Below are 16,337 nucleotides of genomic sequence, written 5' to 3'. Positions count from 1 at the left end.
GTTTATTTTCTGCTTACAGTCTGCCAATGGATTGCCGAAATTCCGTCGGTGACATTCCTGTTGTCTTTTTGAATACTCTGCTGAAATAGTTAGGATCACGGTATCCAATTCTTATACTGATCTCTTTCAGCACTTGCGCAGGATCGGCTAACAGCTCTTTGGCTTTATTGATTCGCAGACCAGTTAAATAATCAATAAAGGTTATGCCGCAGCGATCACTAAATATTTTGCTAAAATAGTTTGGGTTCAGCCCTACATGTTCAGCCGTCTCCTCAAGCGATAGCTCCCGCCTGTAATGGTCGGAAATAAACGTCTGAGCCCGACGAATCGCGCTAGCCGAATTGTTATCGTACCAATGCTTCAACATTCGAGCCTGAAGGAAAAGTCTTGAATGGGCTTGCTCTACCAGCAGTTCTACCTGTTCCACCTCTCCGAAGCTAAGCTGCGGCAAAGGCTCAAGCCCGCTCTCACTGAGCGTCTCATCAGCCAAAGTAAATAATCGGTGTAGTCCGCTCTTTATATCCTGGATCTCGTCACTACAGAAGAGGCGAAGTTCCGCTACCCAAAACTCGAAATCTTCCTCCATCTCTCGGAACTGTCCACTACCTAAAGAACGAAGCAATCTTCGTTCCGCCTCTCTCATACCAGAATTTGAGAGCCATTCCTCTTGTGCTTGTGAGCTTTCCCCCTTATTAAGAGCACTGGCTGATAACAGCGCTTCGTGATAAGAGCCTATCAACTGATCAGTAGAAGCTGCTAAACCTCCGATTCCAACAGACAGCTGCAATGAACGGAAACGCCGGGAAGCAAATTTAGCCAGATTGGACGCAAAATCCTTAGCATTATGAATATGCTGTATTGGCAAACGGGATTTCGCATCCGGAAACATGAAGACCGGGATACGAGCTCCTGTCATCGGACCTACAAGAGAGAAGCAACTAATCTTACACTGATGCCTAAGCCAAGAATATATCTCCCTTCGTTCCTGAACACTCCATGCCTTCTCCTTCGTTGACATCACAAATACGATAGCGAATCCTGAAGATTCTGGTACACCAAGGGTATGGCTCCAATCTCTAACCTGCACTTCCTGTATACGATCCATCAAAATAGCACTAACCCATTCGGACTCTACTAGTGATAATGTCTCTTTAAATTTGGACTCCAGCTCATTAGTTCTTTGTTTATCCTCTTTTTCTCGTGCAATCTCATGGGACATCGTGCGGATGACCTCCACGATCTGATCCTTCCGATATGGCTTGAGCAAATACTCCCTCACACCATAACGCATGACTTTACGTGCATATTCAAACGTATCGAACGCAGACATCATAATAAAACGAATCGCTGGAAACCTATTATGGATCAAGGACACAGCTTCCGTACCATCAATTCCCGGCATTTTGATATCCATAGTGATGACATCAGGCCGTAGTTGTTCCGCGAGCTCTACAGCTACCCTACCATTTTCGGCTTCACCAACTACTCGAATCTCTGGTAGAAACCGCTCGATGATCATCCGGAGAGCACTACGTTCAATACGTTCATCATCCACAATCAGGAGCTTAAGCATGCAGGATCTCCTCCTTGCTATTATTCACACGCGTTAGCCTCAGTTTGATGGTCGTTCCCTTTCCCTGCTCGGACATAATCTCGATTACATCGTTCCTTTGATAGAAAAGCTGCAGCCGTCGTTGTACATTTCGAATTGCAATTCCATTGGAGTTCGAATCAGCGCTCCCCACAGGCTCCCTTTCTTTCTCTGAATCTATGGGCGTATGTTCAGAAAAAGGAATATCTCCGCTCAAGCGAGCAATCGTTTCTGGGTCTATTCCAACGCCATTATCCTGTACCTCTACGATGACATCATTACCACTCTCGTAAATGGCCAGATGTAGTTTCCCACCCTGTTCATAGGATTCCACACCATGGGTGAAAGCGTTCTCAATAAAGGGCTGCAAAGTCAGTGGTGGTAACAAGCAATCCAAGGCTCGCTCCTCAATGTCATCCGTAAACGCAACTCTATCATCAAAACGCATCCTTTGAATAAACAAATACTCTTTAACAATATTCACTTCATCACGCAGTTGAACAATATAATTCATCTTCTTCAGATTGTAACGCAGCAAGGTCGAAACGGAATCCACCAACTCGCTTGTTCTTTCTGCGCTCTCGACATAAGCCATTTTAGAAACCATGTTCAGTGTATTAAATAGGAAATGTGGATTGATTTGATTTTGCAGACTTTTCAGCTCCATTTTCTTAACCAATTGATCGAGTTCCGATTTCTGTTTGATTTCAACCACGAGATCGCGAATGTTAGAGCGCATATTATTAAAGGTTGTTGCGAGAAAGCGCATTTCATCACGCGTATTCACTATAACCTCCCCCTCGAAATTCCCGCGAGATATCCGATTCGCCGCAGCCGTCAATTGCTGTATGGGCTTCGTAATTCCATTGGAGAACCAATATGCAAAAATCATACACAAAATGGCTACCGAACTAAAAACAAAAACACCTAAATATCTAAAGTTCTCATTCTTTCGACTAATCAGCTCAAACACATTCCGGTAATCCGTCAGTTCGCTATTAATAATCGTCAATGTGGTCTCTTGAATATATCTAGTAATCTCACCCGATTGTTTTAAGTGTGCGTAGTAAGCATCCTGGTTGCCTAGATCAAAAGCTATAAGGCTTTGCCGGCTCTCTGTCATGTAGCTGTCTATCATATTGCTATAGTTATCAACGAGCAGTTGATTATGATCATTTTGTAGAATATTTACTAGTAAATCCTGTTTGTTATTAAGCTTCATAATGGCAGTTTCATACTGCTTCAGGGTCTCATCGCCGCTTCGATTCCGGAGCACATACCGGTTCATAGCATCATTAACATCAGTGGCATCCTGGTATAGCTCATTAAGCAGAAAAAATCGGTGCAGAACTTGATCGTATGTCCTTGCCATATTGATATTATCTATGTAAAGAAAGACGAAAACACTACTAAGTAGTACTATAAAAGCACTAAAAAAGATCATCAGCTTGCTTTTAATACGAATCATGGCCCGAAGTCCCCCTTTCCGCGGGAAATTTCCTCTTTGCGGACCACATTGGCATCCGTATTAAATATGGTAACAATCTTTTTCCCTGCTAGATAATCCACCATCAGTTCCACACTTTTTCGTCCCATCATGTACGGTTGCTGCACTATAGAGGCATCTATGATGCCCTCTTCAATGAATTCAAGCGTTTCCGGTAAGTCATCAAAAGCAATGATCCGCGCCTGCTGATTTTTACCTTTCAGCATTTGGGCAATCCCCAATCCATCCAAAGAACTTGTACCCAAAAAAGTGTCTATCTCTGGATGCTGATTCATGATTTTAAAAGCTATGACTTCTGACTGAATCCGATTAATGTTTGATTCTTCAATTTGTACGACATGGATACCAGACTCTCCATCAATTGCATCCATAAAACCTTTAACCCGCTGCTGTTGATTCGTAGAGGTAAAGCTCCCGGTCACAATCCCAACTTGACCTACACCCTTCGATTGCTGAACAAGTGTCGTTCCAGCTAAATATCCAGCCACGTAGTTATCAGTGCCAACATAGGCAATCCGCCCGCTAGATGGTGCATCCGAATCAATAGTAATGACTGGGATACCTTGTTTAACAGCTTCAGCAATGATGGGATTAAATTCCTTATCGTTAAGCCCTTGTGTCAATATTCCGTCTACCTTCGATGCAATAGCTTTATCTATGATTCGAATTTGCTCTCTCTTATCTGCTTGGACGGGTCCGAGATATTCCAGCGCAATCCCTTCCTCTGCTGCTGCTCTCTGAGCACCTTTCTCAATTTCACGCCAATAGGGATTATCCAATTCTTCCGAAATTAAGACCAGATGTAGTAGTGGCTTTTGCGCGGGCTTTCGTTCGGCTAGTAAATGATCGTAATACAACACTTTTCCAGTAAACACGCCAGTAAAACATAGGGAAATGGACAGTAAGAGCAGCATGAAAATATAAAAAGGTCGGCGAAGTATATTTATGGTGTTCTTCCCCCTCTAGCATTGTTTATGCCAATAAGAATGCGCTTACATTAAAATAATAATAGGTACTATAGTAAATATAGTCAATTCCCGATTCCCAAAAAAACTGCCCCAAGCTACTTATAGCTTGAGGCAGCTTTGTCATTCCTGCTTGCGAAGGGAAAAGACTATGGTGCAATAGTTAAAGCCTCTTGCGCGTAATCGGCAATGACCGGATGAACCAAAAGATTTAGCGGTTTGACTGGAATCAGTACACTGTTGGTGGTTTTCACTGTCATTGGCGATTCCAACTGGAAGTACGTATTCAGTTTCTCTCCTGCGGAAGAGGAACCGATTCGAACCGCATAAGTGCCTGAATCTGCTACCCAAGAATGACTGCTCTCATCAAAGGAAGCTAGATCCATACTATTTAGTGTGAACGTAAGGGTCTGATGCTCTCCTGCATTCAATAACGCTGTCTTTTGGAAAGCCTTCAATTCTTGAACTGGTTTATTGGCACCCGGAGCGCTTAGATATAGCTGAACTACCTCTTTACCTGCAACTGTACCGTTGTTATATACATCCACGGTTACAGTCACACTTCCTGCTGCAGAATCAAAAGCATCTGAACTGATCTTAAGATCGCGGTAGTCAAAGGTTGTATAGGAGAGGCCATATCCGAATGAATAGGCAACCGCACTGCTTTTGCCAAACGTATCATAGTAACGGTAACCCACATAAATATCTTCCTCGTACTTCACTTCCGTACTATTTCCTGGAAAGTTATTAGCGGAAGGAGCTACACCATAACTTGTAGGAAAAGTCATTGGCAGCTTGCCCGATGGATTCACAGCTCCGGATAATACGTCGGCAATCGCATGGCCTGCTTCCTGTCCTGGCTGCCAAGCCAAGAGAATAGCATCCACTTTTTCTTTCCAGGAGATCATTTCAATCGGACCGCCGATATTCAGAATCACGGAGACCTTCTTACCTTGCTCATGGTAAGCAGTTGATACCTTATCAATCATATCCAGCTCTGTCGCTGTCAACAAAAAGTCACCCTCAGCATTTTTCCGGTCTGCACCTTCACCAGATATTCTGCTGATTACAATAATGCCCGTCTCGGAAGAAGCTTCTGCTGAATTAATCTCATCCGCTGATAATACCTTTTCCGGAAGTGGTGGATAGGCCAAGCCGCCAAAGCTGCTCACTGGACCGTATTCTGGCTTCTTTCTTAGCTCTGTAATATATTCTTGATAGCTGACATTTAAAGGTTCATATACGCTGTAGCCTGCGTCACTTAACCCTTCCACAATGGATACAGTATGCTCGACATTGACATCGCCGCTGCCAGTTCCGCCTTTGACGGTTTCAATCTGAGCATTTCCGAAGAGGGCAATATTCGTACCTGCTGCGATAGGCAACGTCTCAGCTTTATTCTCCAGCAGCACCATACCTTCTGTTGCGGCTTGACGAGAGGTCACTGCATTTGCAGCAAGATCAGGTTTGTTGCTGTGTCCGATCCCCTTAAAGGATGGAGATTTCACTACGACTTTCAAAATTCTTTTTACGTTAACATCCAGTTGTTCTACGCTCAGATCGCCATCGTTCACAGCTTTAGTAATCACTGAAATGGCAGCCGCATTTCCTGGCATGATGAGGTCGTTGCCTGCAATCATATTTTGTGCCCGGTTCGAGCCCCCACCCCAGTCCGTCATTACAAAACCTTGGAACCCCCACTCATCGCGGAGAATTGTGCTCAGTAGATCTTTATTTTCAGAGGCAAACGTTCCATTGATTTTGTTATAAGAGCTCATAACAGACCATGGCTGCGAATCTTCCACTGCGATTTCGAACCCTTTCAAGTAGATTTCGCACAGTGCTCTCTCTGAAACGACTGTGTCGATAGACATCCGGTTCGTTTCCTGATTATTCGCGGCAAAATGCTTAATTGTCGTTCCGACCCCATTCGCCTGAACCCCATTCGTAATCGCAGCGGTCATTTTTCCTGAGATGAGCGGATCTTCGGAATAATACTCAAAGTTTCTGCCCCCCAATGGATTGCGGTGAATGTTCAGCGCGGGAGCCAGATATAAATCCACACCATACTCCAGTAGCTCATTCCCCATCGCATTACCTACTTGGTTAGCCAAGGCTTCATTCCAAGTCGCTGCAATGGAAGTGGCGATCGGGAAACCTGTAGCAAATGTGGTAGCTTCACCCTGTTTCGTGTTGATGCGGACTCCCGCTGGTCCATCTGCCATGATTAACTTGGGAATCCCAAGACGTGGCAACTCATAAGAACCACCAGCAGCTCCAGCTACCTTCGTGCCTGAACCAGCACCGACAACCAGCGAAGCTTTTTCCTTAAGCGTCATTTCACCAATAACGGCATCAATGGATGCTTCGTCTGTCAGTACAACCAGACTTGCGTCGATAGTGTATTTTAATTCAGCTATAGGACTGGATGGGATACCAGCTTTAACTGCCAAGGCTTTAATTGTAGCCGTCTCTTTATCGGCACCTACAATTGTAATGGGCCCTTGATATACGGTACTGTTTTCAGTTGGTGTACTGCCGTCAAGTGTGTAATAAATTGTAGCGCCGGATGTTGAGGTGAGCGTAACCTTAGGGCCACTCTTATATACACCAGGCTCTGGAAAAGCAGTAGGCAATGCTGCTCCAATTACATAATTGAATTCAGCAACTTTACTTGTCTTGCCGTCTTTAACCGTTAATGCCTTTACTATTGAGGAGGCCGTAATACTGATTCCAGACCGTGAATTATACTGCTTGGTCGTATTCATTACTGATGCTGCAGGTGTAGATCCATCGGTAGTATAGAAGATGGTTGCGCCACTCGGAGCAGTCAACATTACCGTCTGAGCTCCATAATAAGTTCCTGACGGGATAGAAGCTGTTGGAGCAGCAACGAGTCCTTCTTCAGGTTCAGTTCCGGGATCAACAGCTTTTTTGTATTTCGCTGTCCGGGCATCGTTAATTACGCCGCTCCAGTTCATCCCGAAGGCAAAGTCATAAGCATTCCCTTCAGAATCTACATAGACTTTCATATCATGGGATACATCCTCATACTGCTCCTCTACCGTCTTCATGTCTTTAGGCATTTGCATAGGCAGAAGGGCCGATGGTTCATATGCACCTACCAGAATATCGAAGATCGCTTGATTCTGAATGCCAAAGTTCGCAATAATCGCATCCGCACGATCTTCGAATTCAGCAACAATCGTTGGATTAGACATCGTTAGGGAAACGACTACTGGTTTATCTCCCATTGCTTTTTTGGTATCAAGCACCAGATCCAAATCAGACTCATTGGATGCCGTAGTCTTCTTTCCTTTGTTAGAACGGTTCAATACATCTCTTGCATCACCAGCCAAACTCGTTTCACGTGCATACTCCGCTGTATATGGACGATACTGCAGGCTGATCGGGATATACCCATTCCCTCCGGCATCTACGTCAGCTTTGCTGTAGCCGGCGCCAGTTTGCGGATTCTTGATAAAGACAATCGCGCTGTCCGCTTGAGCCGGATCATCCGTCACATTGAAGTATTTCTTCAGCTGATCAATGTTGACAGGATACGAATACGATTTGGTAGCTGCATCATAAGTTTTTGGAACATAAACTTTCTCATCTTTTTTAAGTGGAAGTACATGGTTATCTTTGTTTTTCAGCATAATGACTGACTTTAACTGGGCCATATAACCCTCTGTCATAAACTCCTTGTTACCCACAGTAGCTTTTGTTTCCTCTACATCAAGATATGGATTCTCAAATAGCCCTGCATTAAAAATATTAGTAAGTAGTCGTACTGCTGACTCTTCAAATCGTGTCCGTATCACCTTCTCGCCTTGTTTCTCAATTCCTATTTGATACGCTGCAATGATAGGTTTGGAATCGTTATTTCCACCGAATTGGTCGACACCGGCCATGATGATTCGATAGTGACGTTCCGCAACTGTGTAATTTTCTTCTACACCCCATGGGCGGTTACCAAATAACTCAACAGGTCCTTCATCGCCTGTGATTCCCCAGTCTGTTGTGATTACCCCGTCGTAATGATACGTGTTCCGTAAAAGATCGGTGATTACATAAGGACTATACGAGTTCCCTACATTCTCTCCATTCGCCTTATCCTGATTAAATGAGATTGTATAATACGGCATAACTGCAGCGGCTTTTCCAGTCGGTCCTTCCAGGTCAAATGCTCCTTTTGTAAAAGGAATCAGATGCTCATCGAAGTTATTTCCCGGATAAACAGCATACTTTCCATACCCATAGTGTGCATCTCGGCCACTCTCGCCGGAACCCCCACCTGGCCAATGTTTGACCATAGCATTCACACTCTCATTGCCCCATCCATCGCTGCTGCCCGGTGTAGTCTGAAAACCATCCACATAGGCTCTTGCCATATCAGCAGACAGTTTAGAGTCCTCACCAAATGTTCCGCTGAAACGAGTCCAGCGCGGTTCCGAAGACATATCCACCTGAGGGGATAAAGCTGTTGCGATGCCAAGCGCCCTGTACTCTTTAGAAGCAATTTCGCCAAACTGCTTCGTCAGATTGGCATCGAAGGAAGCAGCAAGACCTAGTGCCTGCGGCCACATCGAGATCGCTCCACCTGATCCTTCGTTATACTCTGCGTTAGCTACAGTGCTATGACGAGGGTCCGAGCTGTTATTAGCTGGAATACCAAGTCCAATCTTCTCCACTAAGGCTTGGGCATTGTTGTTCCAACGGGCAGCCACCTCAGGGCTCTCAACCGTAGTAATCAATACATGCCGCAAATTATCTTCTGTCAGGAATACTTTCTGTTGGTCTGTTAGATCGGATGCCAATGCACCGCTTTCCGCCAGCGGTTTTCCACCATAAGTTCCCCCACGGAATCCCGAAGCTGAGGCTGCTGGTATGGATTGATGACCACTGTACAGCATAAGTCCGGCAATTTGCTCCACAGACATTTGCGAAGCAAGATCCTTAGCTCTTACTTCTGTGCTAAGACGCCAATCCTCATATTTGTCGAGCTTGCCGTTTTTATTCAAATCTTTAAATGCTAACCCATCTACGGTTAACAGAGCTACCCCTGATTGTGTTGAGTATCCTAAGGTCTCTCCACCAGGATTGGTCACTGTACCAATCGTACCAACAACGCTTTGGCTCCATTTCGTGCTACTGCCTCCATTATTTGAGCCTGACCCGGAACCTCCCCCGCCAGTAGCAGGACTGCTGGTTGGCTTAGCGGCAGTATCTTTACCATCATTAGTAATTGTTCCTTGGCCAACCTCTTTACCATCAATGATCACACCTGAAGTTTGTACCACGATACTGGTCACATTTTTCCCACCAGTTATGATTGTTCCCTCTGCTCCTGGCCGGATAGTGATCGTTCCCACCTTCGCCCCATCATTGATTACAATAACGGTAGGAACTAAAATTTCCATAGATTGGATTGCAGTGGACCCTTCGGCTACAACTCGAACCTTTCCGCCTTGCTTATTAATGGTTACACCCGACAAAGTGCTACTCTTCAAGTGAATACTGTCTATTCCTCCGCCGCTTACAAACGTGGTTCCAGATACGGTTACTTGATCAAGTGTAGCCTCTCCGTTACCGATACCTGCGGTTAAATATAAATCTCCACTCACTTTGCTACCAGATAGGATTGCTCCTGAAGCAGTAATTAGCGCAGAGCCCGCGATCGCCGTGGCATCATAAGTACCTGCAGCATTGTAATATCCTTTTGCCATACCATCAATAATCTTAATGACCTCAGCACGTGTTATGGATCCCGTTGGTTTGAATGTTCCATCCGTATACCCGTTGATAGCCCCTTTTTGAGTAAGGATGCCAACCGCTGAGGCAGCATAAGCACTTATTGAAGCAGCGTCCGAGAAGGATAGGGAAGCCGTCCCTGCCTGATTCAATTCGAACACACGAGCCAGCATGGTTGCAGCGTCCTGTCTCGTTAAGTAATTATCTGGTTTCGCAAGATTACCTGCAAAACCTTCAAAGTAACCTGCTTGACGTGCGATCAGCACATCAGCTGCATACCATTTCCCGCTCGGTATATCGTTAAAGCTATTGCTTGTTTGCTGTGAAAAACCGAATAATCGGTTGAGCACTGCCACAAATTCTGCTCTAGTTACTTTTCCGTTTGGTAGGAAGCTTCCATCCGTATATCCATTTATAATTCCGCTTGACGCCCATTTTCCTATTGGTGATTGCGCCCAATGCCCGTTTACGTCCTTAAAACTCGCAACCGTTTGAACATTTGTAATTTCAGCGGCAAACGCCCCTGGATTCACAGATGAGAATAACAACGCAGCGACTGCTAAGCTACTGGCCAGCTTTCTAGCTATGGGCATTTTCTTAACTTTTAGGCTTGAACTGTTTTTATATTTTGTCAACATGCCATCCTCCTCAGTAAAATGTGTAAACGCTAACAATACCGTCTAACAAAAAGATCTCTTCAGTTCACCCCCTATTTGATAGACATATTATAGCTTGAGGTTTGGGATGGCTTATCTAGACTATCTTCAGATGCATCTGGATTATTTTATACTCGCTACATGCCGCTCAAAACAAAGAACCGCTTCTCCTAAAGGAATAAGCGGTTCTTTAATTTAGTATTCTGTTACGGCTACCCTACACGCTGAACTTCGATAATTTCTCCTTTAACTGCAAAGATGCATCCTCCAGCTTCAAAGAAAGCTCTACTAAATGATCACTTACACTTTGTTGCTCACCACTAAGTGAAGCGACCTCTTGCGATGCAGCTGACGATTCCTCAGCTATAGAGCTTACGTTGCTCATGGAATCGGATAGAACCTTTTGCGATTGACTCAGGCTGTCCATCGACACAGTTACAGCATTCAGACGGGCGATAAAATGCTGCATCTGATCCTGCACAGATACGAAGATATCGCTAGTGCTCTGCACGGAAGTCATTTGCTGATTAAAGAGCGGTGCAACTTCTGAAAGGACCACAACCGTCTCGTTCATATCTCTCATAACGGTATCTGTTATTTCTGCCACAACAGCAATAGACTCTTTCGATTGATCTGCAAGCTGACGTATTTCATCGGCTACCACCATGAATCCTCGCCCGGCCTCACCTGCTCTTGCTGCTTCAATGGTGGCATTCAGAGACAAGATATTTGTCTGCTGAGTAATATTTTGCATCACATTAAGAACCTTCATAACGGAAGATGCCGTTTCTGTCAGCTCGTTAACCTTCATCACAAGCTGATTCGTCTTCAGGCCCGTCCTATTCGTCTCATTAAGTAATTCTTTCAACCTGTTGAAGCCTTCCTCACTGAGTTCACCGATGCTATGTGCGGTGTGATCCATCTCGTGAGTAGCTGAATTAACTAAATCCATCTGTACCGAAATTTGCCCCGTCAACTCATTGCCACGATCAGCTTCCAAGGCTAGACTGCCAGCACCACCCGCAATTTCTTCCGTGGCCGCGGCAATATCCATAGCTGCATCAGCTGTCTTGCGCGAAACACCGCTAAGCTCATCGGCGGTTTCCAGTACCTTCCGAGCAGTTTCATTCGTATGGATAACCAGCTCTGTTATTCGTTCCATCATCATGTTAAAAGAACTGGATAACTGACCGATCTCATCACGTGAGGTGATATTCGTACGCACCCCTAGATTCCCTTCGGCTCCCTCTGACATCAAATTCTTAAGTCTGGTCAGCGGTCGAGATACCATTCTGAACATCCAATACCCTATTAAAATGGCGATAACAGCTGCTACAGCAACAATAATATAAGTAGTCTTGAGAATACGCAGTGCGTCTTTCGTCAAGTTCTCAGCCGGTACAACACCAAGTAACCTCCATCCCGAGGTTTCTAGTGTTCCGTATACAGCTAATATAGATTTCCCCTTCTCATCCTTTGTTGGCAATGAGCCTGCTGTATTCTGCAGACCACCCAGAAGCGTCCCTCCCAGATTCAAATATGTATCCGTCCCCACTTGCTGGGAGGAGGCAATCAATTCATCCTTATTCGTTAGCAATTGCATGTAGGAGCTTGTTCCAAGATCCACTTTACGAAGCTGATTTTCTAATTCGCTAATTCTAATATCGTTAATGACTATGTATCCTGAGCTTTTAGAATCACCGGCAATCGATTTGGCCAAATGGAAAACACCTGACGTATTTCCTTCCTGGCCCTGTAATTCACGTGGAATCCATACACTCTGTGGCTTCTCCTCTAGCTGCTTAAACCATGAGGATTCTCTGAAACTCTCAATAAAAGCGCTATCTTTTGTACCCGCCGAAGAAATTGGAAAACCTTCATTCATCGGAATAAGGTATACGGCCTCCACACCGTTTGATGCCGTGAGCCAATCATTTAGCTGCGCACTAATCTGGTTAGATAGTACCTTACGTTCCTCATTACTTGTAGTGGGATTATTCCCTTGTTTGAGTGCATTTTGAATTTCATTGTCGTACAAGATTCTTCCTAGACCATCCTCATAACGTAACAATTCCACATCAAACTTCTCAGCAGTTTGAACGACTGTCTGTTGATTGGCTGACAGCGCATTCGTCTCGATCGTATGCTCAGCTACGGAATAGGAAGTGTAGCCGAGAGAGAGCACGAGCACCATCGTCGAAACAAAGAAGATGAGAAAAAGCCGCACCCCAATGGATTTGGATGGATGCAGCTGGAATCGTCTTTTTTCTTTTTTCACTTGTACTTTCATCTAATCATTCACCACCGTTGTCGTCTGTTATGCCTACTGGCTTATCGTTTACAAGGTCATGAACATTTGTAACACCCGATCGGAAAGATATGGCAAATACTCATGACCGTACTCATAATAAACCATAAGCTCTTTGGGCGCTAGTACTTTGTTGTACGCGGCAAACTGCGTTGAAGGTGGACAAATCACATCGGATAACCCTGTAACCCACAACATTTTGGCTTGAATTCGCTCCGCGAGATTCTGAATATCGATGTAACCCAGTCTATTAAAAATCTCGTCCTCACGTAAATGATGGGGATCAAAAAAGCGGAAATAATAGTTAATTTCCTCATAAGCTGACGTAGTGATATCAAGCTCCCAAGCCCGTCTATAATCTGAAAGAAACGGATACACAGGAACGGCCATACTCACACGCGGCTCTAAAGCTGCACAAGCTACAGTAAGCGCTCCGCCTTGAGATAAACCAAAAGCACCTACTCGTGCTGGATCAACTTCTTCCATAGCCATCAATATTCGAGCAGTCTGTGCTGTATCCAGAAACACATTACGATAGTAAAGGTTGTCCGGATTTGGATCGTCAATGCCGCGAATAATATGTCCACGAATGGTTGTGCCTTTTACTGTAAGATTATCCTCGGAAAGTCCGCCTTGTCCCCGGCAATCCATCGCAAGGACACTAATCCCATGGGCCGCATAACTCACCTTCTCCATCCAATCCCCGCTGTCACAGGAATATCCATGAAACATCACGACACCAGAACCTTTTTCTGAACCCCTTTTCTTCGGTCTTACATATTTACAATGGATTCTTGCTCCACCAACGCCGGTAAAATACAGATGAAAACATTCCGCCAGCTCGCTGACGAACTCCGCAGGCTCTAGTTCATAATCTAGTGACTGGGCGTCCAGATCATGCAAAGCCCGCTCCCAAAATGCGTCAAAGTCGACTGGTTTTGGGCTGCTTCCGTTATATTTTTTTAATTGTGACAATGTCATGTCGTTTCCCATATTTAGGTCCTCCTTAAGGTTTTTCCACTTAAAAAACAATGGAAACGGAAAACCCGCTTATGTGAGTTTTCCGTTAGTTTCTACTAATAACAAGAGCTCGCTAGTTGCACTTTGTGCAACTATTACAGCTAAGTATGTTGTGTTGTTCATTTAATTGCACTCTATACAACTAAAATTGCTAACAATGGCGATTCCGAGCCATCTCGCCTGAAATAAGTGTACAATGTGCATCTATTTACACTAAAAACCACCAAACAGGTTAGTTTAAGTGCACTTTGTGCAATAGAATCTCTCCATATGAGCGCCCGTCTTTGTTCTATTGCACTTTGTGCAATCAGTTCGAGCGAAACCGAGCATAAAAGTGATTTTTGCGGAAATCCATTGCAGAGAGTGCAATAGATTCTATTTTTCAGACGAAATCGAGAGTTTCTATTGCAGAGAATGCAATGAAAAGCTCAAGCCACATAACACATAACACAAAGCGCGCAACGTGCAGAACCCAGCACATAAAATACAGCACACTACACGCCGCACACTTTTTTCGAACGCTGCTCAGCCACCAAATATCTAGCCAACTTCACTCTACCTAAAGCTTGTTCCTCAAAGGTTGTTCACCCTATTAAATTTTACCTAAACCCGCATCATCGCCAACCTCTTCATGGGTGTCGATGACATAGTTGACGATTTCATCAACAGTTGTATATGCAACGCCTACATAAGTGTCAGCAGCGCCATAATAGATGGCGATACGGCCCGTTTCTGCATCATGCAGAGTGGCACATGGGAACAGAACGTTATTCACAAAACCTCTTTCCTCATACCATTCTTCAGGAGTTAGTACAAAATTTTTCGAGCGATATTTTACTTTCGAAGGCTCGTTAATATCCAAAATAACTGCACCCATGCTATATACAAGACCGTTGCAGGTACCAGTAACGCCATGGTAGAACATCAACCAGCCTTCTGTAGTTTCAATCGGTGCAGGTCCGCCGCCAATCTTGACACTTTGCCACCAGCCTTGGCCACCTTTACTCATGACATGGCGGTGTTTACCCCAAAATACAAAGTCAGGGCTTTCACTAAGGAATACATCACCGAATGGTGTATGTCCGCTGTCACTTGGACGGGACAACATCACGAAGTTATTATTGATTTTTCTAGGGAACAATACACCGTTCCGGTTGAAGGGCAGGAATGGATTTTCCAAGTTGATAAATGTTTTGAAATCTTGCGTTTTAGCAACACCGATAGCTGCGCCGTAAAAATCTGTACACCAGATAATATAAAATGTATCTTCGACCTTAACCAGACGTGGATCGTATGCATAACGCGGCTGATAAGAGTTACCTTCTTCATCTATAAATCGGATCGGCTCATCATCGATTTTCCAATCTAGACCGTCAACACTATGTCCCATGCGCAAATGCGGACGCGTTGTGTTATCTTCTACACGAAATACTCCGATAAAACTACCTTCAAACGCAGTTACCGCACTATTAAAAATACGGGCTACTCCTTTTGCAGGATTTCTTTTGATAACCGGGTTATCATTATGTCTCCAAATCGGGTTCTCATAGCCAGCAGGCTTATCCTGCCAAGGCATGTTCGGGATGTTAATCGCACTTGCTCCAACCAATTTCACTTCACTCATTAGTATTCCCTCCAAATGTATGCAACTTTTCAGTTTGCTATTTTATCTAGTACTGCTATGAAATCTACTACTAAGCTTACTTAACGGAACCTTGTGAAAATCCATTGTAGATATACTTTTGCAACGCGGTAAACACAACCAATGTCGGAATAATCGCGATCATAATCGCCGCACATATTACTTCCCACTGCGATCCGTATGGACCTTTAAACTTAAAGAGTGCTGTGGAGATCGTTTGGAGATCTGTTTTCGGCATATATAGGAAAGGAGTGTAAAAATCGTTATAAATATTTACGCCCTTCACAATAATTACTGTTACAATTGCCGGTTTCAGCAGTGGCAAAATAATTCTCCAATAAATCGTCCAATACGAAGCCCCGTCCAGCATCGCGGATTCATCCAGTGACTCGGAAATCGAATCCAGGAACTGCATGAAAATATATACAGCGATAATATCGGTACCGAGGTACATCACGATGGGTGCCCATCTGGTATTAAACAAGCCCAAGTGATTGATGATTTGGAAGGTTGCCACTTGCGTTGTAACACCCGGAATCAGGGTAGCAATCAGAAACATACTGATGAGAACTTTACTGCCTTTAAATTTAAACCGGGATAAAATATAAGCCATCATTGAGCCCGTCAGCGTTGCACCCAGGATAGAGATCACAACGATAATGACAGTGTTTTTAAATCCTAGAAGCATTTTGCCATCAACAAAAGCCTTAGTGTAGTTGGAGAAATTCAGCCAATTCTCTGGCAGCGTTAACGGTCCGGTTGAAGCGTATTCCGGCCCTGTTTTTAATGAGGCAAAAAATACAACTACGATAGGTATCAATGCTGCAAGAGCTCCCAAAATCAAGGTGAGATATTTGAATATACTAGCAGTGGTATATTTTACAGAATGCATAG

7 protein-coding genes and 3 pseudogenes are annotated in these 16,337 nt (G+C 44.3%); all 10 read right to left on the bottom strand.

The features are described 5' to 3' along the window. Nucleotides 1-13: 13 nt before the first annotated feature. The 10 genes and pseudogenes from MKX35_RS30035 to MKX35_RS29990 all read right to left on the bottom strand — a co-directional run bounded on the left by MKX35_RS30035 (nt 14) and on the right by MKX35_RS29990 (nt 16,335). On the bottom strand, nt 14-1,573 hold the full coding sequence (locus tag MKX35_RS30035; RefSeq protein ID WP_076284254.1) for a response regulator: 1,560 nt from the start codon (nt 1,571-1,573) through the stop codon (nt 14-16). After that, on the bottom strand, nt 1,566-3,059 hold the full coding sequence (locus MKX35_RS30030; RefSeq protein WP_081382960.1) for a sensor histidine kinase: 1,494 nt from the start codon (nt 3,057-3,059) through the stop codon (nt 1,566-1,568). Before MKX35_RS30030 ends, MKX35_RS30035 begins: the two co-directional genes overlap by 8 nt. After that, the gene (locus tag MKX35_RS30025; RefSeq protein WP_076300033.1) at nt 3,056-4,012 is read right to left on the bottom strand and encodes a sugar-binding protein; all 957 of its coding nucleotides are present in this window, start codon (nt 4,010-4,012) and stop codon (nt 3,056-3,058) included. Before MKX35_RS30025 ends, MKX35_RS30030 begins: the two co-directional genes overlap by 4 nt. 200 nt (nt 4,013-4,212) lie before the next feature. Further along, a pseudogene (locus tag MKX35_RS30020) lies at nt 4,213-6,921 on the bottom strand (glycoside hydrolase family 3 C-terminal domain-containing protein); the annotation flags it as partial. A gap of 69 nt (nt 6,922-6,990) precedes the next feature. After that, nucleotides 6,991-9,183 (bottom strand): annotated as a pseudogene (locus tag MKX35_RS30015) (glycoside hydrolase family 3 N-terminal domain-containing protein); the annotation flags it as partial. Between the two features lie 639 nt (nt 9,184-9,822). Next, nucleotides 9,823-10,410 (bottom strand): annotated as a pseudogene (locus MKX35_RS30010) (S-layer homology domain-containing protein); the annotation flags it as partial. Between the two features lie 280 nt (nt 10,411-10,690). Beyond that, a complete protein-coding gene (locus MKX35_RS30005; protein ID WP_076300035.1) occupies nt 10,691-12,763 on the bottom strand; it encodes a methyl-accepting chemotaxis protein in 2,073 nt (690 codons plus the stop codon). Between the two features lie 48 nt (nt 12,764-12,811). Beyond that, nucleotides 12,812-13,774: an acetylxylan esterase gene (locus MKX35_RS30000; RefSeq protein ID WP_076300036.1), complete on the bottom strand. Its 963-nt coding sequence runs from the start codon at nt 13,772-13,774 to the stop codon at nt 12,812-12,814. Nucleotides 13,775-14,393: 619 nt separating this feature from the next. After that, on the bottom strand, nt 14,394-15,425 hold the full coding sequence (locus MKX35_RS29995) for a glycoside hydrolase family 130 protein (protein ID WP_042186112.1): 1,032 nt from the start codon (nt 15,423-15,425) through the stop codon (nt 14,394-14,396). Nucleotides 15,426-15,501: 76 nt separating this feature from the next. Next, nucleotides 15,502-16,335: a carbohydrate ABC transporter permease gene (locus tag MKX35_RS29990; RefSeq protein ID WP_042186110.1), complete on the bottom strand. Its 834-nt coding sequence runs from the start codon at nt 16,333-16,335 to the stop codon at nt 15,502-15,504. Nucleotides 16,336-16,337: the final 2 nt, after the last annotated feature.

This window comes from Paenibacillus sp. FSL R5-0923 (genome assembly GCF_038009145.1).
Taxonomy (GTDB): domain Bacteria; phylum Bacillota; class Bacilli; order Paenibacillales; family Paenibacillaceae; genus Paenibacillus_AQ.
Note: the sequence above shows the minus strand (reverse complement) of the source record. Positions and strands in the feature narration are given on the sequence as shown.

What these genes read in the sequence shown, in the direction of transcription:
- MKX35_RS29990 (WP_042186110.1), bottom strand. Translation starts at nt 16,335, where the DNA reads ATGCATTCTGTAAAATATACCACTGCTAGTATATTCAAATATCTCACC.
- MKX35_RS29995 (WP_042186112.1), bottom strand. Translation starts at nt 15,425, where the DNA reads ATGAGTGAAGTGAAATTGGTTGGAGCAAGTGCGATTAACATCCCGAAC.
- MKX35_RS30025 (WP_076300033.1), bottom strand. Translation starts at nt 4,012, where the DNA reads ATGCTGCTCTTACTGTCCATTTCCCTATGTTTTACTGGCGTGTTTACT.
- MKX35_RS30030 (WP_081382960.1), bottom strand. Translation starts at nt 3,059, where the DNA reads ATGATTCGTATTAAAAGCAAGCTGATGATCTTTTTTAGTGCTTTTATA.
- MKX35_RS30035 (WP_076284254.1), bottom strand. Translation starts at nt 1,573, where the DNA reads ATGCTTAAGCTCCTGATTGTGGATGATGAACGTATTGAACGTAGTGCT.
- MKX35_RS30000 (WP_076300036.1), bottom strand. Translation starts at nt 13,774, where the DNA reads ATGGGAAACGACATGACATTGTCACAATTAAAAAAATATAACGGAAGC.
- MKX35_RS30005 (WP_076300035.1), bottom strand. Translation starts at nt 12,763, where the DNA reads ATGAAAGTACAAGTGAAAAAAGAAAAAAGACGATTCCAGCTGCATCCA.